The organism is Flexivirga sp. G2 (assembly GCF_055397625.1).
On record NZ_AP039675.1, the window covers coordinates 626,541 to 648,717 of the forward strand.

Annotated in this window: 21 protein-coding genes; 17 read left to right on the top strand and 4 right to left on the bottom strand. The window is 68.9% G+C overall.

What is annotated here, in order from left to right:
- Positions 1 to 32: 32 nt before the first annotated feature.
- Positions 33 to 1,295 (bottom strand): MFS transporter, encoded by a 1,263-nt coding sequence (locus ACZ50J_RS03130; RefSeq protein ID WP_464299833.1) that lies wholly within the window; start codon positions 1,293 to 1,295, stop codon positions 33 to 35.
- 242 nt (positions 1,296 to 1,537) lie between these two features.
- Between ACZ50J_RS03130 and ACZ50J_RS03135 the strand changes: the two genes are divergently transcribed.
- Positions 1,538 to 2,785 (top strand): polysaccharide deacetylase family protein, encoded by a 1,248-nt coding sequence (locus ACZ50J_RS03135; RefSeq protein WP_464299834.1) that lies wholly within the window; start codon positions 1,538 to 1,540, stop codon positions 2,783 to 2,785.
- 3 nt (positions 2,786 to 2,788) lie between these two features.
- Here the strand turns inward: ACZ50J_RS03135 and ACZ50J_RS03140 are convergent, their stop codons facing one another.
- Both ACZ50J_RS03140 and ACZ50J_RS03145 read right to left on the bottom strand, forming a co-directional pair.
- The gene (locus ACZ50J_RS03140) at positions 2,789 to 4,306 is read right to left on the bottom strand and encodes a glycerol-3-phosphate dehydrogenase/oxidase (RefSeq protein WP_464299835.1); all 1,518 of its coding nucleotides are present in this window, start codon (positions 4,304 to 4,306) and stop codon (positions 2,789 to 2,791) included.
- Positions 4,303 to 4,947 (bottom strand): TetR/AcrR family transcriptional regulator, encoded by a 645-nt coding sequence (locus tag ACZ50J_RS03145; protein ID WP_464299836.1) that lies wholly within the window; start codon positions 4,945 to 4,947, stop codon positions 4,303 to 4,305. The genes ACZ50J_RS03140 and ACZ50J_RS03145 overlap by 4 nt, the downstream gene beginning before the upstream one ends.
- 66 nt (positions 4,948 to 5,013) lie before the next feature.
- Between ACZ50J_RS03145 and ACZ50J_RS03150 the strand changes: the two genes are divergently transcribed.
- Genes ACZ50J_RS03150 through ACZ50J_RS03160 form a run of 3 tightly spaced genes read left to right on the top strand, consistent with a single transcriptional unit; the run spans position 5,014 to position 7,795 of the window.
- Entirely contained in the window at positions 5,014 to 6,588 is a 1,575-nt protein-coding gene (locus tag ACZ50J_RS03150; RefSeq protein ID WP_464299837.1) for an FAD-binding oxidoreductase, read from the top strand.
- Positions 6,585 to 7,457, top strand: coding sequence for a diacylglycerol/lipid kinase family protein (locus ACZ50J_RS03155; protein WP_464299838.1), 873 nt, complete (start codon positions 6,585 to 6,587; stop codon positions 7,455 to 7,457). The genes ACZ50J_RS03150 and ACZ50J_RS03155 overlap by 4 nt, the downstream gene beginning before the upstream one ends.
- Positions 7,458 to 7,486: 29 nt before the next feature.
- A complete protein-coding gene (locus ACZ50J_RS03160; protein ID WP_464299839.1) occupies positions 7,487 to 7,795 on the top strand; it encodes a DUF1330 domain-containing protein in 309 nt (102 codons plus the stop codon).
- On the opposite strand, the gene ACZ50J_RS03165 is transcribed toward ACZ50J_RS03160, so the two are convergent.
- Positions 7,771 to 9,033, bottom strand: coding sequence for an isochorismate synthase (locus tag ACZ50J_RS03165; protein ID WP_464301299.1), 1,263 nt, complete (start codon positions 9,031 to 9,033; stop codon positions 7,771 to 7,773). The genes ACZ50J_RS03160 and ACZ50J_RS03165 overlap by 25 nt on opposite strands.
- 70 nt (positions 9,034 to 9,103) lie before the next feature.
- Here ACZ50J_RS03165 and ACZ50J_RS03170 point away from each other — a divergent pair, with 70 nt between their 5' ends.
- From ACZ50J_RS03170 to nuoK, 13 genes are all read left to right on the top strand, one after another.
- Positions 9,104 to 9,805: a demethylmenaquinone methyltransferase gene (locus tag ACZ50J_RS03170; RefSeq protein WP_464299840.1), complete on the top strand. Its 702-nt coding sequence runs from the start codon at positions 9,104 to 9,106 to the stop codon at positions 9,803 to 9,805.
- A gap of 146 nt (positions 9,806 to 9,951) precedes the next feature.
- On the top strand, positions 9,952 to 11,265 hold the full coding sequence (locus ACZ50J_RS03175) for a geranylgeranyl reductase family protein (RefSeq protein ID WP_464299841.1): 1,314 nt from the start codon (positions 9,952 to 9,954) through the stop codon (positions 11,263 to 11,265).
- Positions 11,266 to 11,307: 42 nt separating this feature from the next.
- Positions 11,308 to 11,673: an NADH-quinone oxidoreductase subunit A gene (locus ACZ50J_RS03180; RefSeq protein ID WP_464299842.1), complete on the top strand. Its 366-nt coding sequence runs from the start codon at positions 11,308 to 11,310 to the stop codon at positions 11,671 to 11,673.
- An 11-nt stretch (positions 11,674 to 11,684) separates the two neighbouring features.
- Entirely contained in the window at positions 11,685 to 12,239 is a 555-nt protein-coding gene (locus ACZ50J_RS03185; protein WP_464299843.1) for a NuoB/complex I 20 kDa subunit family protein, read from the top strand.
- Entirely contained in the window at positions 12,236 to 13,000 is a 765-nt protein-coding gene (locus tag ACZ50J_RS03190) for an NADH-quinone oxidoreductase subunit C (RefSeq protein ID WP_464299844.1), read from the top strand. The genes ACZ50J_RS03185 and ACZ50J_RS03190 overlap by 4 nt, the downstream gene beginning before the upstream one ends.
- Positions 12,997 to 14,340, top strand: a complete 1,344-nt coding sequence (locus tag ACZ50J_RS03195; protein WP_464299845.1) for an NADH-quinone oxidoreductase subunit D — start codon at positions 12,997 to 12,999, stop codon at positions 14,338 to 14,340. The genes ACZ50J_RS03190 and ACZ50J_RS03195 overlap by 4 nt, the downstream gene beginning before the upstream one ends.
- A 26-nt stretch (positions 14,341 to 14,366) precedes the next feature.
- Positions 14,367 to 15,188 carry an NADH-quinone oxidoreductase subunit NuoE gene (nuoE, locus tag ACZ50J_RS03200; RefSeq protein ID WP_464301300.1) on the top strand — a complete coding sequence of 274 codons (822 nt, stop codon included), beginning with the start codon at positions 14,367 to 14,369 and terminating at the stop codon, positions 15,186 to 15,188.
- Positions 15,188 to 16,516: an NADH-quinone oxidoreductase subunit NuoF gene (nuoF, locus tag ACZ50J_RS03205; RefSeq protein WP_464299846.1), complete on the top strand. Its 1,329-nt coding sequence runs from the start codon at positions 15,188 to 15,190 to the stop codon at positions 16,514 to 16,516. Before nuoE ends, nuoF begins: the two co-directional genes overlap by 1 nt.
- Entirely contained in the window at positions 16,513 to 19,026 is a 2,514-nt protein-coding gene (locus ACZ50J_RS03210) for an NADH-quinone oxidoreductase subunit G (protein WP_464299847.1), read from the top strand. The genes nuoF and ACZ50J_RS03210 overlap by 4 nt, the downstream gene beginning before the upstream one ends.
- A complete protein-coding gene (gene nuoH / locus ACZ50J_RS03215) occupies positions 19,023 to 20,429 on the top strand; it encodes an NADH-quinone oxidoreductase subunit NuoH (protein ID WP_464299848.1) in 1,407 nt (468 codons plus the stop codon). The genes ACZ50J_RS03210 and nuoH overlap by 4 nt, the downstream gene beginning before the upstream one ends.
- 85 nt (positions 20,430 to 20,514) lie before the next feature.
- Complete coding sequence (nuoI, locus tag ACZ50J_RS03220; RefSeq protein ID WP_464301301.1) at positions 20,515 to 21,087, top strand: NADH-quinone oxidoreductase subunit NuoI; 573 nt, start codon at positions 20,515 to 20,517, stop codon at positions 21,085 to 21,087.
- Complete coding sequence (locus tag ACZ50J_RS03225) at positions 21,084 to 21,878, top strand: NADH-quinone oxidoreductase subunit J (protein ID WP_464299849.1); 795 nt, start codon at positions 21,084 to 21,086, stop codon at positions 21,876 to 21,878. The genes nuoI and ACZ50J_RS03225 overlap by 4 nt, the downstream gene beginning before the upstream one ends.
- Positions 21,875 to 22,174 carry an NADH-quinone oxidoreductase subunit NuoK gene (gene nuoK / locus ACZ50J_RS03230; protein WP_440283452.1) on the top strand — a complete coding sequence of 100 codons (300 nt, stop codon included), beginning with the start codon at positions 21,875 to 21,877 and terminating at the stop codon, positions 22,172 to 22,174. Before ACZ50J_RS03225 ends, nuoK begins: the two co-directional genes overlap by 4 nt.
- Positions 22,175 to 22,177 lie beyond the last annotated feature (3 nt).

The window sequence follows — 22,177 nt, forward strand, 5'->3', positions numbered from 1 at the left end:
AGCGTGGGACCGGCGCCCGGCAGGCGGGCGGGTCAGACTGCCGGGGTGTTCGCGGCGACGGCACCGGCGGGTGTCACGGTCTGGGCGGCCGCGTGCGCGCGACGCAGCATCGGCCCCGCGAGCAGCGCCAGCACACAGGCGAGTCCACCTGCGGTCACCGTGACAGCGAAGGCGGCGGTCGCACCGGACAGGTCGCCGAGGCGGCCGGCGACGGCGGCTCCGACGGCATACCCGAGACCGGTCGCAGCCGCGAGCAGCGTCATCGCGGCGCCGGTGCGCGACGGCGGGGTGAGCTGCTCGCCGAGCGTGAACGTCGTGATCATGTATGGCGCCACGCAGCACCCGAGCACGATGAGCACCGGGCACAGCAGTGCCAGGGAGTGCACCAGCAGCAGCGGAGCCGCGAGCACGAAGAGCCCGGCCGCGGTCGTGCGCCATCGGGTGACATAGCCGATCCGGGCGGGCAGTGCCGCCATACTCAACCCGGCGACGACGCTCCCAACGCCCAGCAGCGCCTGCACCAGACCGGCGACGCCGTCGTGTCCGGCGTCGGTGGCGATGATGGTGGTCCCGGTCTGCACCGAGCCGAAGATCATCCCGATGATCAGCTGCGCGAGCATGAGCGTCGCGAGCGCCGGTGTCAGGAACCGGCCAACGGCGGCGACGCCCGTCCGCGAGGACCGCAACCGCGCCGTCGGATGGATGGCGAACCACGTCCCGAAGACGGCGAGCAGGGCTGCCGCCGTGCAGATCCCGACGCCCGGGTCGACGACGGCAGCGATGGAGCCGACCAGCGCGGGTCCGAGCACGAAGGACGCCTCGTCGGCCGAGCCTTCGTAGGAGAACGCGGTGTCGATCAGCCGCACCGGCGAGCCCGGGCGACCGCTGGAGGTGATGATCGGGCGCCAGCGCACCCGCGCGAGCGGGCCGGCCTGCGGGATGAAGAAGCCGCCGACGGCTGCCGCGGCCGCGGCCCAGCCCCAGGGGATGCCGCTCTCGGCGGCGACGACGACGGCCACCAGGCCGACGGCGCTGACGACCGACTGAATGAGCACCACGGTGCGCTGGCCGAGCCGGTCGGACGCGGCGCCGAGCAGCGGCGCACCGACCGCGTTGGCGACCGCGAGCGCACCGGCGGTGGCACCGCCGGCGCCGTAGCTGCCGGTGGTGTGCGCCACGAGAAGGAGGACGCCCATCTGGCTCATGGCGAGTGGCAGGCGGGCGAGGAACGCGACGACGATGTAGGTGCGTCCGGTCAGGCCGAAGAGCTGCCGGTATGACGCAGCGGGTGACATGGGGTGGAAGGCCTTTCGCGCGGGGACGACGGATGCAGCGCGCGACTTCCCACCTCACAGCCGCGCCGGTCCCTTTGCTCGTGCCCAGTTTACCGCCAGTTCCCGGGGTATTTCGTCACCCGATCGATATACGGCGCACGGCGTGAGGAGTTTGGTGATCGTCCCGGTGTTTGCGACGGTGGACCGGGACGTCATCGCGAGGGGTCGATGATTGCCGGCAACCCGAGGGGAGTGGGGAGCGTATGGCGACGGTTTCCAGGCGAGAGGCACTGGCGGCGGGCGCAGCGGTCGGTGCCGCGACGATGCTCGGAGGCTGCGGTGTCGCCGGCGGCAGCAACGCGCCGCGCGCCGCGAATGTCGCTGCCGCGCGGCGGAATTCGAGCTCCGAGGCGACGCCGTCGCATTCGTCCGCCCCGAAGGCGCGACTGATCGGCGACGGATCCACCTCCGACACCGGCCCACAGCCGCACCAGCCGACTCCGCACCGGTTGCAGCCCGGCGAGACGCCGCCGCAGTTCGTCGTCATCTCCTGGGACGGCGCCGGCGAGATCGACGGGCTGAACCTGCTGTCGCACTTCCGGGAAGTGGCCAAGGACACAGGAGCGTCGATGACGCTGTTCCTGTCCGGTCTGTTCCTGCTGCCGCGTGCCAAGAAGGACCTCTACCACCCGCCACGGCACGCCGTCGGCGCCTCGGACATCGGCTACCTGGACGACGGCGACATCCACGCGACGATCAAGAACATCGGTGAGGCGTGGCGGGAGGGCCACGAGATCGGCACGCACTTCAACGGGCACTTCTGCGGGCCCACCGGGGTGGGTCAATGGTCCCCTGCGGACTGGCGCAGCGAGATCGAGCAGGCGAAGCAGTTCGTCGAGAACTGGCGCACCAACACCGGGTTCACCGATCTGCCGCCACTGCCCTTCGACTACGAGAAGGAGCTGGTCGGCGGCCGCACACCCTGTCTGGAGGGCGCCGACAACCTGCGCGTCACCGCGTCCAAGCTCGGCTGGCGGTACGACACCAGCAAGACCGGCATCCAGATGTGGCCGTCCAAGGACCGCAACCTGTGGGACCTGTCGATGCAGTCGATCCCGTTCGCCGGGCACACCGGTCAGGTCATCTCGATGGACTACAACATCATGTTCAACCAGACCGGCGGCACGACGCGAGGGAAGCCGTCGCGGCGGCCGGGCTGGGAGCAGGAGGCCGTCGACACCTACCTGGCCGGCTTCCGGCGGGTCTACGACTCCAACCGTGCGCCGTTGATCATCGGCAACCACTTCGAGGGCTGGAACGGCGGCATCTACATGACCGCCGTCGAGCGGGTGATGCGCAAGATCGCCACCTATCCGGATGCGCGGATCGTGTCCTTCCGGCAGCTCGTCGACTGGATCGAGGCGCAGGATCCAGCAGTGCTGGCCAAGCTGCGCACCGTGCCGTTCGGCACGAAGCCACCCGGTGGGTGGAAGCAGTTCCTCGCCGCCTGACGGTCAGCTGTATGCCGAAACTGCCTCCTGGGCAACGGTTTCCGCGACTGCCCGGTCGGCCGGCACGAGGCCGATGCGGGTGCGCCGGTCGAGCAGGTCGTCGATGTCGAGCGCACCCTCGTGTCGCAGGGCGAAGTCGAACTCCGCTGGCGTCGTGGGTATGTCGGCACTGATCGGCTCGTTGCGCGCCGGATCGTCGGACAGCACGGCGGCGGCCTCGCTGCCGTACCGACGGACGAGTCGCGCGGGTGCGTCGAGTGTCGCCGGTGTGTGCCCGGCACCGACGAGCGGCGTGGTGGCGGTGACGCAAGGTCCCGCCGTCAGCGACCGGTTCGCGACTGCGGCGTCCACCGCATCCTGCGCCATCCGCCGATAGGTCGTGAGCTTGCCACCGACGACCGTCACCAGGCCGTCCGGTGCGGTGAGGACGGCATGCCGCCGGGAGATGTCGCTGGTGGCGCCGTCCGCCTCCAGGAGTGGCCGCAGCCCGGCATAAGTGCCGATGACGTCCTCCCGGGTGAGCGTGGCGGTCAGCACCGGGTTGATCGTGTCGAGCAGGAAGTCGATCTCGGCGTCGGTCGGCGTGGGTATGTCCGGCACGTCGCCGTCCGCCGCCTCGTCGGTGAGCCCGACGTAGGTGGTGCCGTCCAGCTGCGGCAGAGTGAAGACGAATCGGCCGAAGTGACCCGGAACCGGAGCATTGACAACGCAATCCATCGATGCCAACGCCGTCGATCGCACCACCAGGTGGGTGCCGCGGGACGGGCGCAGGTGGATGCGCGGGTCGAGCTGATCGGCCCACACACCGGTCGCGTTGACGACCGCGCGGGCCGCGATGTCGTGCTCTTCACCGGTCAGCTCGTCGCGGACCCGTGCGCCCGCGCCGGTCGTCTCGATCGCCCGGACCCTGGTCAGGACCTTGGCGCCATACAGCGCCGCGGAGCGGGCGATCGCGGTGACCAACCGGGCGTCGTCGACGAGTTGGCCGTCCCAGCCGAGGCTCGCGCCGGTCAGGCCGGTCCGCTGGATGCCCGGTGCGAGCCGGACTGCGTCGGCGGCGGACAGTCGCCGCGGGCGAGGCAGCACCGAGCTCGGGGTGCGGGCGACTCGCCGGAGCACGTCGCCGGCGACGAATCCGCCCATCGTCAGGAGGCTTTCGCGTCGGGATCCGGTGTCGTAGTGGGGAACGACCCAGCGGGCGCTGCGGACCAGGTGCGGCGCCGTGGTGGTCATCATGATGCCGCGTTCGACGGCGCTCTCGTGCGCGATGCCAACCTTCCCGGACGCGAGGTACCGAAGGCCGCCGTGCGCGAGCTTCGAGCTCCACCGGGAGGTGCCGAACGCAAGATCGTGCGCATCGATCGCGACGACACTCAGCCCACGCGTCGCGGCGTCGAGTGCCACGCCGGCGCCGGTGGCGCCGAGACCGATCACCAGCAGGTCGACGACCCGCCCGTCAGTGGCCTCGGCCAGCTCCCGCATCCGTCGGCCGGCGTTCAAGGACGCGGACGCGCCGTTCATCGGGGCCCCCGCGAAGTATTCGGAGGAGCGGAGCGGGGGAGAAACTTCGTGGGGTGACGTCGCAGGTAGCTTTCCAGCGCGAGCCGCAGCTCACCGAAAAGTGCTGTCTCGTCCACGGATTCATCCGACATCGTCGGTGCGGAGAAGACGAATCCGATCGCCATCAACAGGATGGACCGAGCCAGCAGCGCGGGATCGCCGGAGCGGACATCGGCCCCGTCCTGGCCGGCGCGCACTGCCGCGGTCACGGCCTCGAGCATGGCGTCCTGCGTGCGCCCGCGACGGACCAGCAGATAGGGGATGAGCAACTCCGGGTCGACCTCCACGATCTTCCGGAAGAGATCACCCCGGCGGATCTGCGCCGCCACTTCGCAGACCGCCTCGGCGATCAACCGGGCGTCCGGATCTGCCTCGCGTTCGGTCAGATCGGCGCCGACGGTGGACCATTCCCGCGTCATCAGGTCACCGATGAGTGCGGTCATGTCCGGCCATCGGCGGTAGACCGACATGCGCGAGACCCCGGCCCGGCGCGCGACATCGGTCATCGTCGTACGTCGCCAGCCGACCGCGAGCAGGCACTCGCGAGCGGCGGTCAGCAACCGATCATCAGAGATCGCCGAGCTGTTACGAAGTGCTGCCATGTGTCACACTGTAACAGCGGGACAGCGGCGAGTGCCGTCGCACGAAAGTTGGCGGAGAGGGAACAGATGCACTGGTCACGATGGGGCGACCCCGAGCACGATGCGACGTTGCCCGACGGCGCGCAGGACCTGATCGCCTTGGCATTCGGCGAGATTCGGCCTCGCGAGACCGTGCCGCTCGCGGATGTCGAGCTGCCGGCTCCTGCGCTCGACGGGGACGTCCGCGCGGCGCTGTCCGCCGTTGTGGGGGCCGAGCACGTCACGCAGGACACCGAGGAGCGGGTCCACCACACCCGTGGCAAGTCCACTCCCGACCTGCTCGCGGCGCGAGAGGGCGACTTCGACGACGCCCCGGACCTGGTCGTGCGCCCGGGCGACACCGACGAAGTGGTCGCGGTGCTGCGCGAGTGTGCGGCGCGTCGCGTCGCCGTGGTGCCGTATGGCGGGGGCACGTCGGTGGTCGGCGGTCTCGTCGCCGAGCGCGGCGACCACGCGGGCGTCGTCTCCCTGGACCTCGGCCGGCTGGACCGGCCCGTCGCCGTCGACGCCGTCTCGCTGACCGCGACGTTGCAGGCCGGACTGCTCGGCCCGCAGGCCGAGGCGTTGCTCGCCGAGCGCGGCCTGACCCTGGGGCACTATCCGCAGTCCTTCGAGTTCGCCAGCATCGGCGGGTTCGCGGCGACCCGTTCCAGCGGCCAATCGTCCTCCGGTTACGGGAGATTCGACGGGATGGTGGTCGGTCTGACCGTCGCGACCGCGCGCGGCGCGTGGCAGGTCGGGCGCGCCCCAGCCAGTGCGGCCGGCCCGGATCTGAAGCAGCTCGTGCTCGGGTCCGAGGGCACCCTTGGCGTCATCACGGACGTCACGGTGATGGTGCGACCGGTGCCGACCGAGCGCGTCTACGAGACCTGGCGCTGGGCGTCGTTCACCGACGGCGCGACCGCGATGCGCACGCTGGTCCAGGACGGGATCAATCCCACCGTGCTGCGGCTGTCCGACGAGACCGAGACCGCGATCAACCTCAGCGACCCCTCCGCGATCGGGATCTCCGACGCGGGTGGGACACAGATGGTCTGCGGCTTCGAAGGCACTCCGGCCCGCGTCGCACGGATGCGCGCCGAGGTCACCGAGACCTTGCAGGGCCTCGGCGGCGAACTGGCCGGTGCGCAGGGTGGCGAGGCGTGGGCGTCCGGCAGGTTCAGTGCGCCATACCTGCGGGATGCGTTGCTCGACGAGGGTGTGCTGGTCGAAACCCTTGAGACGGCGACATATTGGAGCAACCTGACGACGCTGTACGACGCCGTGAAGGGCGCGATCGCGGACGCGGCCGGCGCACAGGGGGTCGACCCGCTGGTGCTCTGCCACATCTCGCACGTCTATCGCGCGGGGGCGTCGCTCTACTTCACCGTCGCGATGCGCGAAGCGGATGACGGCGCCGCGCAATGGGCTCCGGTCAAGCAGGCGGCGAGCGATGCCATCCGCGCGGCCGGCGGCACCATCACCCATCACCACGCGGTCGGCCGCGATCATCGGCCGTGGCTGGCCGACGAGATCGGCGCGCCCGGCGTGGCGGCCTTGCGCGCTCTCAAGGCCGCCCTGGATCCTGAGGGCATCATGAACCCCGGAGTGCTCATTCCATGAAGGCTTTCCACGTCATCGCCAACCCGTTGTCCGGCGGCGGCCGGGCCGTCCAGGTCGCCCGCGAGGTCGCTGCCGACCTCGGTGACAGCGGCAGCGCCGTGCGGATCACCTTCTCGCCCGGCATCGAAGCGGCGGACGGATTGGTCCGCGACACCGCGGCGGCGGGGGAGACCTGTGTCGTGGTCGGCGGCGACGGGATGGTCAGCAGCATGGCCGGACCGCTGCACACGTACGACGTGACCGCGGCGATCATCCCCAGCGGCCGCGGCAACGACTTCGCTCGCCAGCTCGGCATACCCGAGAACATCCATGACGCAGCACGATTGGCCGTCGGCGGCGTGGAGGCGAAGGTCGACGCGATCGAGGTCGCGGACCGCATCGTGGTGGGCAGTGTCTATGCGGGCGTCGACTCACGCGTGTCGGAGCTGGTCAACTCCAGCCCCGGACGACTGCCGTCCTCCCTGCAGTATCAACTGGCGTCGGTGCGTGGACTGATGCAGTTCAGTCCCCGCACCTACCGCGTCCAGGTGGACAACGAGGTCTTCGAATATCGCGGATTCACAGTGATTGCAGCCAATTCCGGCTTCTACGGCAAGGGTATGCACATCGCGCCGGACGCCGACGTCCACGACGGACTGCTCGACGTCGTCATGGTCGGGGCCGGCAGTCGAGTGAAGTTCGTGCGGGCCCTGCCGCAGCTCTACCGCGGCACGCACCTGAAGAACCCCGAGGTCACCGTCGCACGCGGGGCGTCCGTGCGCATCGAGGCAGACGACGTCATGGCGTATGCCGACGGCGATCCCGTCGCGCCCGCACCGGTCAGCGCCCGGGCCCTCCCGGGTGCGCTCCGGCTGTTGTTGAATGGCTGACGGATCACCATCGACACGAAGGAATCGCCATGACTGCCAAGGGATATTGGATCGCGCGCATCTCGGTGCACGACGACGCCGCGTACGCCGAATACGTCGCCGTGGCCAACCCGGTCTACTCCGCGCACGGCGGCACGCCGATCGTGCGGGGCGGGCAGTGCGAGGGTGTCGAGGGCACGTCCCGACCGCGCAATGTGGTCATCGAATTCCCGAGTTACCAGGCGGCGCTGGACTGCTACAACTCGCCGGAGTATGCCGCGGCGCGAGAGATCCGGCAGCGGGCCGCCGACGGTGAGATCGTCGTGGTCGAGGGTTACGACCCGCAGCCGAGTGCCTGACGCATCGGGACCAGTTTGGCGTCCGACTCCCTGAGCTCGGACTCCGGCTGGGACCCTGCGACGATCCCGCAGCCGGCGAAGATCCGCATCTGAGAGGGACTTTCGAGCTCTCCGCAGCGCAGGGCGATGCCCCACTCGCCGTCGCCGGCCGCGTCCAGCCAGCCGACCGGTCCGGCATACCGGCGGCGGTCCATCTGCTCCAGCTCGGCGATCAGGTCCCGTGCGGCGAGGGTCGGTGTGCCGCACACGGCGGCCGACGGGTGCAGCGACGCGGCGAGGCTGAGCGACGACACGTCCTCGTGCAGCACGCCTGCGACGTCGGTCGCCAGGTGCATCACGTTGGGCAGGTGCAGCACGAACGGTGACTCCGGCACGTTCATCGACGAACAGTGCGGGGAGAGTGCGTCGGCGACCGACCGCACGGCGTACTCGTGCTCCTCGAGGTCCTTGCTGGACCGGGCGAGGGAGGCGGCCAGCGCCAGGTCGTGCTCGTCGTCGCCGGTGCGGCGGATCGTGCCCGCCAGCACCCGGGAGGTGACCAGGCCCTTCTGCCGGCGCAGCAGCATCTCCGGTGTCGCACCGATCAGGCCGTCGACGCTGTAGGTCCACGTGTTGGGGTAGGCGTCGGACAGGTTGCGGAGCAGATACCGCGGATCGATGTCGGTCTCGGACTGCACGACGACGTCGCGCGCCATGACCACCTTGTCGAGTGCTCCGGACTGGATGCGATCGACCGCTGCACCGACGGCGGTCATCCACTCGGAGCCACTCAGCGCTCCGTCGTCGATCGCGGAAATCGTTGGTGCGTCCGGGCATTCGCTGGGCTCGAGCTGCGGCGCGCCCGACAGGTCGGCGGCCGTGCTGACCGTGGTGACCCACGCGACGTCATGTTGGCGGCCGACGACGATCGACGGCACATGCAGCACGCCGCCGGCTTCGGAGGCGGCGGCGAAGGCGAAGGAACCGACAGCGATCAGGCCGGCGCCGGGCAGGTCGACCTGCGTGCGGACGACGGCGTCGTCGACGACGCTGCGCCACCACTGCTCCGCGTCGGCGAAGCGGGACGTCCCGTGCGTCTGTATGGCGGTGGCCGTGCCCCACCCGACGAAACCGTCCCCCTCACGCAGCCAGCACACGGGCGCTTCCGCGTCGGCAGGGATCAACGAGACGAGATCGCCCGGGTCCGGGATGCGCACTGAACGCACCACCAGAGCCGGGTGGGATTGCGGCAACGGCATGGTCACGAACGGTCACCTTACGCCGCACGTGGGTGCAGGTCGGCTCTCGCCATACGAGACAATGCTCGTTATGAATCGCGCCAGCCTCGACAAGCAGCCCCGCGACGTCGCGAAGATGTTCGACCAAGTCGCGGCGCGCTACGACGTCACCAACGATGTGATGTCCATGGGCCAGGACCGGCGGTGGCGGAAGGCGGTCGTCGAATCCGTCGCGGCCCGGCCGGGTGATCTGATCCTCGACATCGCGGCCGGCACCGGCACCAGCAGTCAGCCGTTCGAACGCCTCGGCGCTCGTGTCGTACCGGCCGACTTCTCGCTCGGCATGCTCGCCAAGGGCAAGCAGATGCGGCCCGACATGGCCTTCACCGCCGCGGACGCGATGCAGCTGCCGTTCGCCGACGGCGTCTTCGACGCGGTGACGATGTCGTTCGGCTTCCGCAACGTGCAGTCGACCCACGAGGCGCTGCGCGAGTTCCGGCGGGTCACCAAGCCCGGCGGCAAGATCCTGATCTGCGAGTTCTCGACCCCGACCAACACGGCGTTCCGCAAGGTCTACAGCGAGTACCTCATGTCCGCGCTGCCGCGGGTCGCGCGCCGGGTCGGCTCGAACGCCGAGTCGTACGTCTATCTGGCCGAATCCATCCAGGCCTGGCCCGACCAGGCGGGCATCGCATCGCAGATGCAGGACGCCGGTTGGAGCAAGGTCGAATGGCGCAACCTGTCCGGCGGGATCGTGGCCCTGCACCGTGCGATCAAGCCGGCGGCTTTGTAGATCTCGATACGCGATTCCCCCGCTGCGCTCCTCCATCGCTACTCGATCGGCTTGATCTTAGGTCCGCCTAAGTAGGTACGGCGCAGGCGCTGGGAATACAGTGCATGGGTTAGTGAAGACGTTCACAAGCTAGAAAGATTCACTGCGTGAGCCTCCCCGGCGTTAGCCCTGCCCTGGACGAGAGTGCCGACGTCATCGTCGTCGGTGCCGGCCCTGGTGGATCAGCCACAGCCGCTTACCTCGCAATGGCCGGCCTTGACGTGCTGTTGCTCGAGAAGACCCACTTCCCCCGGGAGAAGGTCTGCGGCGACGGTCTGACCCCACGAGCCGTGCGTGAGCTGATCACACTCGGCATACCCACCCCCGAAGACGACGGCTGGATCAAGAACAAGGGTCTGCGGATCATCGGCGGCGGCATGCGGCTGCAGCTCGACTGGCCCGACGTCGCGAGCTTCCCGCCGTACGGCCTGGTGCGCACGCGCCAGGACTTCGACGACATCCTGGCCAAGCACGCCGTGAAACACGGCGCCCGGCTGCGCGAGGGCGTCAACGTCAACGGCGCGATCAAGGACGAGCGCACCGGGGCGATCGTCGGTGTCGAGGCCAAGGAGATGGGCGACAACGATCGTCCGACCGGCCGCACGCTGACCTTCAGTGCGCCGCTGGTGATCGCGGCCGACGGCAACTCCTCCCGTCTCTCGCTGGCCATGGGCCGCGACAAGCGCGACGACCGCCCGATGGGTGTCGCGGTGCGCGCCTACTACACGAGTCCCCGGCACGACGACGACTACCTCGAGTCGTGGCTCGAGCTGTGGTCGAAGGACAAGAACGGCAAGCGCGTTCTGCTCCCCGGTTACGGCTGGATCTTCGGTGTCGGCGACGGCACCAGCAACGTCGGCCTCGGAATCCTCAACACCTCCAGTGCTTTCGGCAAGACCGACTACAAGGACGTCATGCGTCGGTGGGTCGACACGATGCCGGAGGAGTGGACCTACAACGAGGAGACCATCACCGGTCCGATCCGCGGTGCCGCCCTGCCGATGGGCTTCAACCGGCAGCCGCACTACGCCGACGGACTGATGCTGGTCGGCGATGCCGGCGGCATGGTCAACCCGTTCAACGGTGAGGGCATCGCCTATGCGATGGAGTCCGGCCGCCTGGCCGCCGAGGTCGTCGCGCAGGCGTTCGGCCGCGCGGACGACGCCGGCCGCGAGCGGGTGCTGCAGTCCTACCCGACGGTGATGAAGGACGCGCTCGGTGGCTACTTCACGGTGGGCCGACACTTCGCGCAGCTCATCGGGCACCCTGAGATCATGCGTTTCGCGGTGCGTTACGGCTTGCCACGCAAGACGATGATGCGATTCTTGTTGAAGGTGATGGCCAACCTCGGTGAAGAGCACGGTGGCAAACTCGACGACCGCGTGATGTCGATGTTGTCCCGCATGGTGCCGGCGGCATGAACATGAGCTCGAACAGCGACGTTCGGAAGGACTCGTAAGCAGATGAACTATTCGTACGCACCGCTGTTGTTCTTCGCGGGTATCGGTGCGGCCTTCGCGATCTTCTCGGTGCTCGGCGCCAGTTCGCTGGCCGGTCCGAAGCGCTACAACCGCGCCAAGGTCGACGCCTACGAGTGCGGTATCCAGCCGAGTCCGCACGCCGAGGGCGGCGGCCGCGTGCCGATCAAGTACTACCTGACGGCGATGCTGTTCATCATCTTCGACATCGAGTCGGTGTTCCTCTACCCGTTCGCCGTGTCGTTCGACCGGCTGGGTCTGTTCGCCCTCGTCGAGATGGTGCTCTTCGTCGTGACTGTGTTCGTCGCCTACGCCTTCGTATGGCGCCGCGGCGGACTTGAGTGGGATTGAGGTCTACGGACATGGGAATCGAAGAGAAGCTGCCTGCGGGCTTCCTGCTGAGCACGGTCGAGCAGGTTGCCGGCTACATGCGCAAGAGTTCGGTCTGGCCGGCCACCTTCGGCCTGGCCTGCTGCGCCATCGAGATGATGGCCGTCGGCACGCCCGACTACGACATCGCGCGGTTCGGCATGGAGCGGTTCAGCGCGACGCCGCGCCAGGCCGACCTGATGATCGTCGCCGGCCGGGTCAGCCAGAAGATGGCCCCGGTCGTGCGTCAGGTCTACGACCAGATGCCGGAGCCCAAGTGGGTCATCTCGATGGGCGTCTGCGCCAGCTCGGGCGGCATGTTCAACAACTACGCGATCGTGCAGGGTGTCGACCACGTCATACCGGTCGACATCTACCTGCCGGGCTGCCCGCCGCGTCCGGAGATGCTGCTGAACGCCATCCTCGAACTGCACAAGCAGATCCAGGGCAGCAAGTTGGGCGTCAACCGGGTCGAGGCCGCTCGCGCTGCCGAGCAGGCCGCGATGGCCGCGACGCCGACGCACCAGATGAAGGGGCTGCTCGCGTGAGCGACGAGAAGAAGACGCCCGACGCACCGAGCGCCGAGGCGACGACGACCGACGCGGTCACCCCGAACGAACTCGTGGAGACCACGACCGTCGGCGAGCCGATCAAGGTCGCCGACCGCACCGGCATGTTCGGCGCCTCGCTCGGTGGTGACACCAGCGGCTACGGCGGCCTGAACCGTCCGGTGCTGTTCCCCGGCTCCGCCGCCAAGCCGTATGGCGGCTACTTCGACCAGCTGACCGACTCCCTCGAGTCGGCCCTGGCCCAGCGCGGTGGCGACTACGCCGCCGCGGTCGAGCGGGTCGTGGTGGACCGCGGCGAGCTCACGCTGTTCGTGGCCCGCGAGCACCTGCCGGTGGTCGCGCAGGCACTGCGTGACGAGCCGACGCTGCGCTTCGAGCAGTGCCGCAGCGTCAGCGGTGTGCACTACCCGGAGGAGACCGGTCGCGAGCTGCACGCCGTCTATCACTTCGTCTCGATCACCAACGGCAGCAAGCGTGTTCGCGTCGAGGTCGCGGTGCCGGACAGTGATGCGCACATCCCGTCGATCGTCGAGACCTACCCGGGTGCCGACTGGCACGAGCGCGAGACCTGGGACATGTTCGGGATCATCTTCGACGGCCACCCGGCCCTGACCCGGATCCTGATGCCGGACGACTGGCCCGGCCACCCGCAGCGCAAGGACTACCCGCTCGGCGGCATACCGGTGGAGTACAAGGGAGCCACGGTGCCCCCGGCGGACGACAGGAGGTCCTACAAGTGACCGCACAGACTGACGCCTTCGGCGCCACGACACACGACGTCGACGACGACACCCCGGTGCTGAACGCCTCCGGCGGTGACTGGGACGACCTGGTCGACGAGGCCGCGGCTCTGCACGAGGAGCGGATCGTCGTCAACATGGGTCCCCAGCACCCGTCGACGCACGGCGTGCTGCGGCTGATCCTCGAACTGGACGGCGAGACGGTCACCGAGGCCCGGGCGGGCATCGGTTACCTGCACACCGGCATCGAGAAGAACATGGAGTTCCGCACCTGGACCCAGGGCGTGACCTTCTGCACCCGCATGGACTACGTCATGCCGATCTTCAACGAGGCGGTCTACTGCCTGTCGGTGGAGAAGCTGCTCGGCATCACCGACCAGATCCCGGCGCGCGCCCAGGCGATTCGGGTGCTGATGATGGAGCTCAACCGCATCACCTCGCACCTGGTCTGCCTCGCCACCGGCGGCATGGAGATGGGCGCGACGACCGTCATGACCATCGGCTTCCGCGAGCGCGAGCGCATCCTGCGGATCTTCGAGGCCATCAGCGGTCTGCGCATGAACCACGCGTACATCCGCCCTGGCGGCGTCGCCTCCGACCTCCCGGCCGGCACGATCGACCAGGTCCGCGAGAACATCCCGCTGGTCCGCAAGGGCATCGGCGAGCTCGAGGCGCTGCTCAACGAGAACCCGATCCTCAAGGGCCGCACCGTCGACGTCGGCTACCTCGACCTCACCGGCTGTATGGCGCTGGGTATGACGGGGCCGGTGCTGCGCTCGGCCGGCCTGCCGCACGACCTGCGCAAGGCCGACCCGTACTGCGGTTACGAGACGTACGACTTCGACGTCCCGGTCCGTGACACCTGCGACGCCTACGCCCGCCTGCGGGTGCGCATCGACGAGATGTACCAGTCGCTGCGGATCGTGGAGCAGGTCATCCAGCGGCTCGACGAGAACCCCGGCCCGGTCATGGTCGAGGACAAGAAGATCGCCTGGCCGGCGCAGCTTGCCGTCGGGTCGGACGGTCAGGGCAACAGCCTGGACCACATCCGCGAGATCATGGGCGAGTCGATGGAGTCCCTCATCCACCACTTCAAGCTGGTGACCGAGGGCTTCCGGGTGCCGCCGGGTCAGGCGTATGCCGCGATCGAGAGCCCCAAGGGCGAGATCGGCTGTCACACGGTGTCCGACGGAGGCACCCGCCCCTACCGGGCGCACTTCCGCGACCCGTCCTTCAACAACCTGCAAGCGGTCGCTGCGATGGCCGAGGGCGGCTCGGTCGCCGACGTCATCGTCGCCGTCGCTTCGATCGATCCTGTCATGGGTGGTGTAGACCGTTGAGTCTTGAAGAGCACGTCGAGCACGCACTGGCGGAGCCGTTCCACGAGCACACGCCGCTGCAAGCCAGCTCGGAGCCCTACACCGCCGAGCAGCTGGCCCAGCTGAACACCGACTCCGACGAGATCATCGGTCGCTACCCGGAGAAGCGCTCGGCCCTGCTGCCGATGCTGCACCTGATCCAGAGCGTCGACGGATACGTCACCGGCCGCGGCGTCAGTTTCTGCGCGGAGAAACTCGGCCTCACCGATGCCGAGGTCTCGGGTGTGGCGACGTTCTACACGCAGTACAAGCGCCACCCCAACGGCGAATACACCGTCGGTGTCTGCACCAACACGCTGTGCGCGGTGATGGGCGGCGACCTGATCTTCGAGGCGGTCTCCGAGCACCTGGGCATCGGCCACGACGAGACGACCGAGGACGGCAAGATCACCCTCGAGCGCGTCGAGTGCAACGCGGCCTGCGACTACGCCCCGGTCGTCATGGCCAACTGGGAGTTCATCGACAACCAGACCCCCGAGTCGACCATCAAGCTGGTCGAGGACCTGCGCGCCGGCAAGGACGTCAAGCCCACCCGCGGCGCGAACCGCGTGTGCACGTTCAAGCAGGTCTCCCGCACGCTGGCCGGTTTCCCCGACGGCCTCGCCGACGAGGGCGTCGGTGCCGGCGGTCCGAGCCTGGAGGGTCTGAAGCTGGCCAAGGAGAACGGCTGGAGCGCACCCGGTGCGGCCGGCGAGGCCACCAGCGAGCAGCAGAACCCCGCCGGCACCGGGCAGCAGCCCCAGCCCGGTGAAGCGCACTCCGGCACCGAGGGACACGGCACCGCCGAGTCCGCCACGAAGGAGAAGTGATGGCCACCACGCTGACTCCCATCCTCACCAAGTTCTGGGACGACCCGCAGTCCTGGACGCTGGACACCTACCTCAAGCACGACGGCTACCAGGCGCTCGACAAGGCGCTGGGCATGGAGGCATCCACCCTGGTCGACATGACCAAGGACTCCGGGCTGCGCGGTCGTGGCGGCGCGGGCTTCCCGACCGGCCTGAAGTGGTCGTTCCTGCCCAAGCCCGACGGCGGTCCCCGCTACCTCGTGGTCAACGCCGACGAGTCGGAGCCGGGCACCTGCAAGGACATCCCGCTGATGATGGCGGCACCGCACTTCCTCATTGAGGGTGTCGCGATCACGTCATACGCCATCGGGTGCCACCACGCCTTCATCTACCTGCGCGGTGAGACCGTGCACGTCTACCGCCGCCTGATGCGCGCGGTCGAGGAGGCGTATGCCGCGGGTCACCTCGGCAAGGACATCCACGGCACCGGGTTCGACCTGGAGGTCACCGTCCACGCCGGCGCAGGTGCCTACATCTGCGGCGAGGAGACCGCGCTGCTGGACAGCCTCGAGGGCCGTCGCGGCCAGCCCCGCCTGAAGCCGCCGTTCCCGGCCGTCGCCGGTCTGTACGCCCGGCCCACTGTGGTGAACAACGTCGAGTCCATCGCGTCGGTTCCGCTGATCGTGGGCAAGGGTGCCGACTGGTTCGGCGACATGGGCACCGAGAAGTCCAAGGGCTTCGGCATCTTCAGCCTCTCCGGTCACGTCACGCGTCCCGGCCAGTACGAAGCACCGCTCGGCATCACGCTGCGCGAACTGCTGGACATGGCCGGCGGCATCCGCGAGGGCCACCGGCTGAAGTTCTGGACCCCCGGTGGTTCGTCGACGCCGATCTTCACCGACGTACACCTGGACGTGCCGCTCGACTTCGAGTCGGTCGCCGCGGCCGGTTCGATGCTCGGCACCCGTGCGCTGCAGATCTTCGACGAGACCACCTCGGTGGTCCGCGCCGTCAGCCGCTGGATCGACTTCTACGCGCACGAGTCCTGCGGCAAGTGCACCCCGTGCCGTGAGGGCACGTTCTGGCTGAAGCAGATCATGACGCGGCTCGAGCTGGGCCAGGGAACGCAGGACGACATCGACAAGCTCGTCGACATCTGCGACAACATCCTGGGCCGTTCGTTCTGCGCCCTCGGCGACGGCGCCACCAGCCCGGTCACCTCGGCCGTGCAGTACTTCCGTGAAGAGTTCGAGGCCGGCATGCACGCCCCGTGGTGGGAGGCCTTCCCGCCCGAGGGTTCGGCGCTCTTCCCGGCCGCTTCCACCCAGAAGGAGACCGCGTCCGTATGACGACCGTCACTTCATCCGCATCCGGCGGCGAGGCAGCGACACCGCCGCCCCCGCCGGAGAGCGTGTCGCTCACCGTCGACGGTGTGCCGGTCAGCGTGGCCAAGGGCACGCTGGTGATCCGTGCTGCCGAGGACGTCGGCGTGCAGATCCCGCGGTTCTGCGACCACCCGCTGCTGGAGCCGGTCGGCGCCTGCCGCCAGTGCCTCGTCGAGATCTCGACCCCCGGCCCGGACGGTTCGATGCGGGCGATGCCCAAGCCGCAGGCGTCCTGCACCATCGAGGCGACCGAGGGCATGGAGGTCAAGACCCAGATCTCCTCGCCGGTGGCCGACAAGGCGCAGCAGGGTGTGATGGAGCTGCTGCTCATCAACCACCCGCTGGACTGCCCGGTCTGCGACAAGGGCGGCGAGTGCCCCCTGCAGAACCAGGCGATGAGCAACGGCCGGCCGAAGTCCCGCTTCGACGACATCAAGCGGACCTACCCCAAGCCGATCAACATCTCCAGCCAGGTGCTGCTGGACCGTGAGCGCTGCGTGCTCTGCGCCCGCTGCACCCGGTTCTCCGACCAGATCGCCGGCGACCCGTTCATCGCGCTCATCGAGCGCGGTGCGCTGCAGCAGGTCGGCATCTACGAGGAGAAGCCGTTCGAGTCCTACTTCTCCGGCAACACCGTGCAGATCTGCCCGGTGGGTGCGCTGACCGGCGCGGCATACCGCTTCCGGTCCCGGCCGTTCGACCTGATGTCGACGCCGTCGGTGTGTGAGCACTGCGCCAGCGGCTGCTCCATCCGCACCGACCACCGTCGCGGTGTCGTGCTGCGTCGTATGGCGCTGGACGACGCGGCGGTGAACGAGGAGTGGAACTGCGACAAGGGTCGCTGGGCCTTCAAGTACGCCACCAGCAAGCGTCTCGAGACGCCGCTGGTGCGCGACGAGAACGGCGAGCTGCGGGTCGCCGCGTGGCCCGAGGCACTCGAGATCGCCGCCAAGGGCATCGCGCAGGCCAAGGCCGCGGGCGGTGTCGGTGTGCTCACCGGCGGTCGCATCAGCGCCGAGGACGCCTACGCCTACAGCAAGTTCGCGCGTCTGGTGCTCGACACCAACGACATCGACTTCCGCGCCCGGCCGCTGTCGGCCGAGGAGGCCGACTTCCTGGCGAGCGCCGTCGTGGCGACCGGACCCGATGGTGAGGGCGCGGCCGCGTCCGTCACCTATTCCGACCTGGAGCACGCACCGTCGGTGCTGCTGGTCGGCATCGAGCCCGAGGAGGAGTCGCCGATCGTCTTCCTGCGGCTGCGCAAGGGCAACCGCAAGAACGGCACCAAGGTCATGTCGGTCGCACCGTTCGTGACCCGCGGCCTGGCCAAGATGGGTGGCTCGCTGATCGCGGCCGCACCCGGCACCGAGGCCGAGGTGCTCGACGCGATCACCGCCGCCAGCGGTGACCTGGCCGAGACCGCCCAGCAGCTGAGCGCCGACTCGATCATCATGGTCGGCGAGCGGATGGCGACCGTGCCCGGTGCGCTGTCGTCCGTGCTCGCCCTCGCGCAGGCCAAGGGCGCCCGCGTGGCCTGGGTGCCGCGTCGCGCCGGTGAGCGCGGTGCGCTCGAGACTGGTGCCATCGGCAACCTCCTGCCGGGCGGACGCCCGGTGTCCGACGCCGCTGCCCGCAGCGAGGTCGGTGCGGTGTGGGGTGCCACGGACCTGCCCGAGCAGGTCGGCCGGGACACCGGCGCGATCCTGGCCGCGGCCGCTTCGGGTGAGCTCGCCGGCCTGGTCGTCGGCGGGGTCGACCCGCGCGACCTGCCCGACCAGCACACGGCCCAGGCCGGACTGGAGAAGGCGTTCGTGGTGTCGCTCGAGGCTCGCGAGAGCGCGGTCGCGCCGTACGCCGACGTCATACTCCCGGTTGCTGCGCAGCAGGAGAAGTCCGGCTCCTACGTCAACTGGGAGGGTCGCGTGCGGCCCTTCGAGCAGGCCATCGAGAGCCCCGGCATCGCCGACTTCCGCGCGCTCGACCTGCTGGCCGCCGAGCTCGGCGAGTTCCTGGGCACCCGCTCGACCGACCAGGTCCGTGCGGAGATGCGTGAACTCGGCGCGTTCACCGGTGAGCGTCCGGCCCGCCCGCGGGTGAAGTCCCGCGGCGTCCCGCGCCCGCTCATCGGCGAGGCCGTGCTGTCGACCTGGACGCACCTGCTCGACAAGGGTGCGCTGCAGGACGGCGAGCCGTTCCTGGCCGGCACCGCCTTCGCGTCGGTGGCCCGGCTGTCGGCGGCGACCGCCGCCAGCGTCGGCGTCAGCGAGGGGGAGCGGCTCGAGGTGTCCACCAAGGACGGCTCGATCACCCTGCCCGTCGTGATCACCGACATGCCCGACTACGTCGTGTGGGTGCCGACCAACTCGACCGACAGCGCCGTGCGTGCCACGCTCGGTGCCGACGGCGGCGCGATCGTCACGCTCGCCAAGGCGCCGGCCACCGTGACGACCACCGACAAGGAGAGTGCGGAGTGAATCTCGTCGCCCTCGCCGGCCCGGCGCTGGCCACCAGCACCGACAACCCGGCGGCCGACTTCAGCGACACCCCGTGGTGGCTGTCGCTGATCAAGGCGCTGCTGCTGTTCGTCTTCCTGCTCGTCAACACCCTGATCGTCATCTGGTTCGAGCGACGTGTCATCGGTCGCATGCAGGAACGCCCCGGCCCGAACCGGACCGGCCCGTTCGGTCTGCTGCAGACCCTGGCCGACGGTGTGAAGCTGGCGCTGAAGGAGGACATCACCCCCCGCAACGCGGACAAGCTGATGTTCGTCCTGGCGCCGATCATCGCCGGTGCGATGGCGTTCGTGTCGTTCGCGATCATCCCGTTGTCCGGCAACGTGTGGATGTTCGGCCACTACACGCCGCTGCAGCTGACCGACGTCCCGGTCGCGGTGCTGCTGGTGCTCGCGGTCGCCGGTGTCGGCGTCTACGGCATCGTGCTGGCCGGCTGGTCCTCCGGCTCGACATACCCGCTGCTGGGTGGTCTGCGATCCAGCGCCCAGGTGATCTCGTACGAGATCGCGATGGGTCTGGCGCTCGTGGCTGTCTTCCTCTACGCGGGTTCGATGTCGACCAGCCAGATCGTGCTCGCCCAGAACAACCTGTGGTTCTGCATCCCGGCGTTCTTCTCGTTCGGCGTCTACATCATCACCATGATCGGTGAGACCAACCGACTGCCGTTCGACCTCGCCGAGGGTGAGGGTGAGCTGACCGGTGGTTTCCACACCGAGTACTCCTCGCTGAAGTTCGCGATGTTCTTCCTCGGCGAATACGTCAACATGTTCACCGTCTCCGGCCTGGCCACCACGCTGTTCCTCGGTGGCTGGCAGGCGCCTCCGGGAATCGCGGCCATCGGCGGCGGCATGTTCAACGGCGGCTGGTGGGGCCTGTTGTGGTTCGTCATCAAGCTGTGGCTGTTCATGTTCTTCTTCGTCTGGCTGCGTGGTTCGTTGCCGCGTGTCCGGTACGACCAGTTCATGCGGCTGGGCTGGAAGGTCCTCATCCCGAGCACCCTGGTGTGGGTGGTCGCGGTCGCGTTCCTGCGCGCCTCGAACGAGGGCTTCCTGGGCAAGACCATGGTCTGGGGTGGCCGACTGCATCGGTCGACCCTGATCACCATCGTGATCATCGTGCTGCTGGTGCTCGCCGCCGCCTGGATCTACGACTACAAGGCGGCTGCCAGGGAGAAGGCGATCCCCGAGCAGCCGACCGAGGTCGACCCGTATGCCGGTGGTTATCCGGTGCCGCCGCTGCCCGGCCAGGTCCTGCGGGAGCCGGCTCCGGCGTTGACGCCCTCCGCGGCATACAGCGCCGGTGAGACGGCGGACGCGACCCGACCGGCCGAGACCGATTCCGAGGAGGAGGACACCCGTGGCTGACAACGACAAGCGCACGAACAAGCGCGCCGACAAGCAGGCCGGCGGTGCTGCCGACGGCGAGCAGAAGCAGGGTTTCCTGTCCGAGATGTTCGCTCCGGTGGCCGGTTTCGGGGTGACCTTCGCGACGATGTTCCGCAAGGTCACCACCGAGGAGTACCCCGAGGAGAAGCGGCCCACCCAGCTGCGCTTCCACGGCCGGCACCAGTTGAACCGCCACCCGGACGGACTGGAGAAGTGCGTCGGCTGTGAGCTGTGTGCGTGGGCCTGCCCGGCCGACGCGATCCTGGTCGAGGGCGCGAACAACGACGACGCGGCCGGCGAGCGGTTCTCGCCGGGCGAGCGTTACGGCCGCGTCTACCAGATCAACTACCTGCGCTGCATCTTCTGCGGTCTGTGCATCGAGGCGTGCCCGACGCGTGCGCTCACGATGACCAACGAGTACGAACTCGCCGACAACAACCGCGCGGACCTGATCTTCACCAAGGAGCAGCTGCTCGCTCCGCTCCAGTCCGGTATGACGCCGGCCCCGCACCCGATGGTGGAGGGCATGGAGGAGCGCGACTACTACCAGGGCAAGGTGACCGGCGCGACGACCGCTCAGCAGGACTGGGTGGCCGCGCACGCCGGTGCTGCCGACTCGGAAGGACACACAGCATGAGACTCGGAGGCGCGGAGGCAACGCTGTTCTTCTTCGGCGCACCGCTCGCGGTCGCCGGTGCGCTGGCGCTGCTGTTCGCTCGCAAGGCGGTCCACGCCGCCATGGGTATGGCGCTGACCATGGTCATGCTCGGTGTCTTCTACATCGCCGAGCAGGCCGAGTTCCTGGGCATCATCCAGGTCTTCGTCTACTCCGGCGCGGTCATGATGCTGTTCCTGTTCGTGATCATGCTGGTCGGTGTCGACTCGTCGGACTCACTGGTCGAGACGATCAAGGGCCAGCGGGCCGCCGGCCTGCTGCTCGGCCTCGCGGTGATGATCAGCCTGCTGGTCAGTGTCGCGAAGATCAGCTTCGGCGGCGCCAAGGGCCTGGACAAGGTCAACCACGACACCGGCAACGTCAGCGGCCTGGCCAACCTGATCTTCGGCCCCTACGTGTGGGCCTTCGAGGTCACCTCGGCGCTGCTGATCACGGCGGCCATCGGTGCGATGCTGCTGGCACACCGTGAGCGGTTGCTGCCCAAGGCGTCGCAGGCCGACTGGTCGCGCGGCCGGATCCGGCGCAACGAGTTCGTCGCCGGTCTGCCGGTGCCCGGTGTCTACGCCCGGCACAACGCGGCCGACGTCCCGGCCCTGCTGCCGGACGGCACGCCCGCCGAGTCCTCGGCGCAGCGTGTCCTCAAGGCGCGCGGCCAGGTCGGGTCCGCCGAGTCCTACGTCGCGGCCGCCCAGGAGATCGAGGGCGAAGCCGGCGACATGAGCCGCAAGGAAGTCGGTGACCGTCAGTCATGACACTCACGTCCTACATCTACCTGTCGGTGATCCTGTTCTCGATCGGCAGCGCCGTCGTGCTGCTGCGTCGCAACGCGATCATCGTCTTCATGGGCATCGAACTGATGCTCAACGCCGCCAACCTCGCCTTCGTGACCTTCGCCCGCATGCAGGGGTCGCTCGACGGTCAGGTGATCGCTCTGTTCGTGATGGTGGTGGCCGCCGCGGAGGTCGTGGTCGGCCTCGCGATCATCATGGCCATCTTCCGCGCCCGCAGGTCCGTGTCGGTCGACGACGCCAACCTGCTGAAGCTGTGAGTT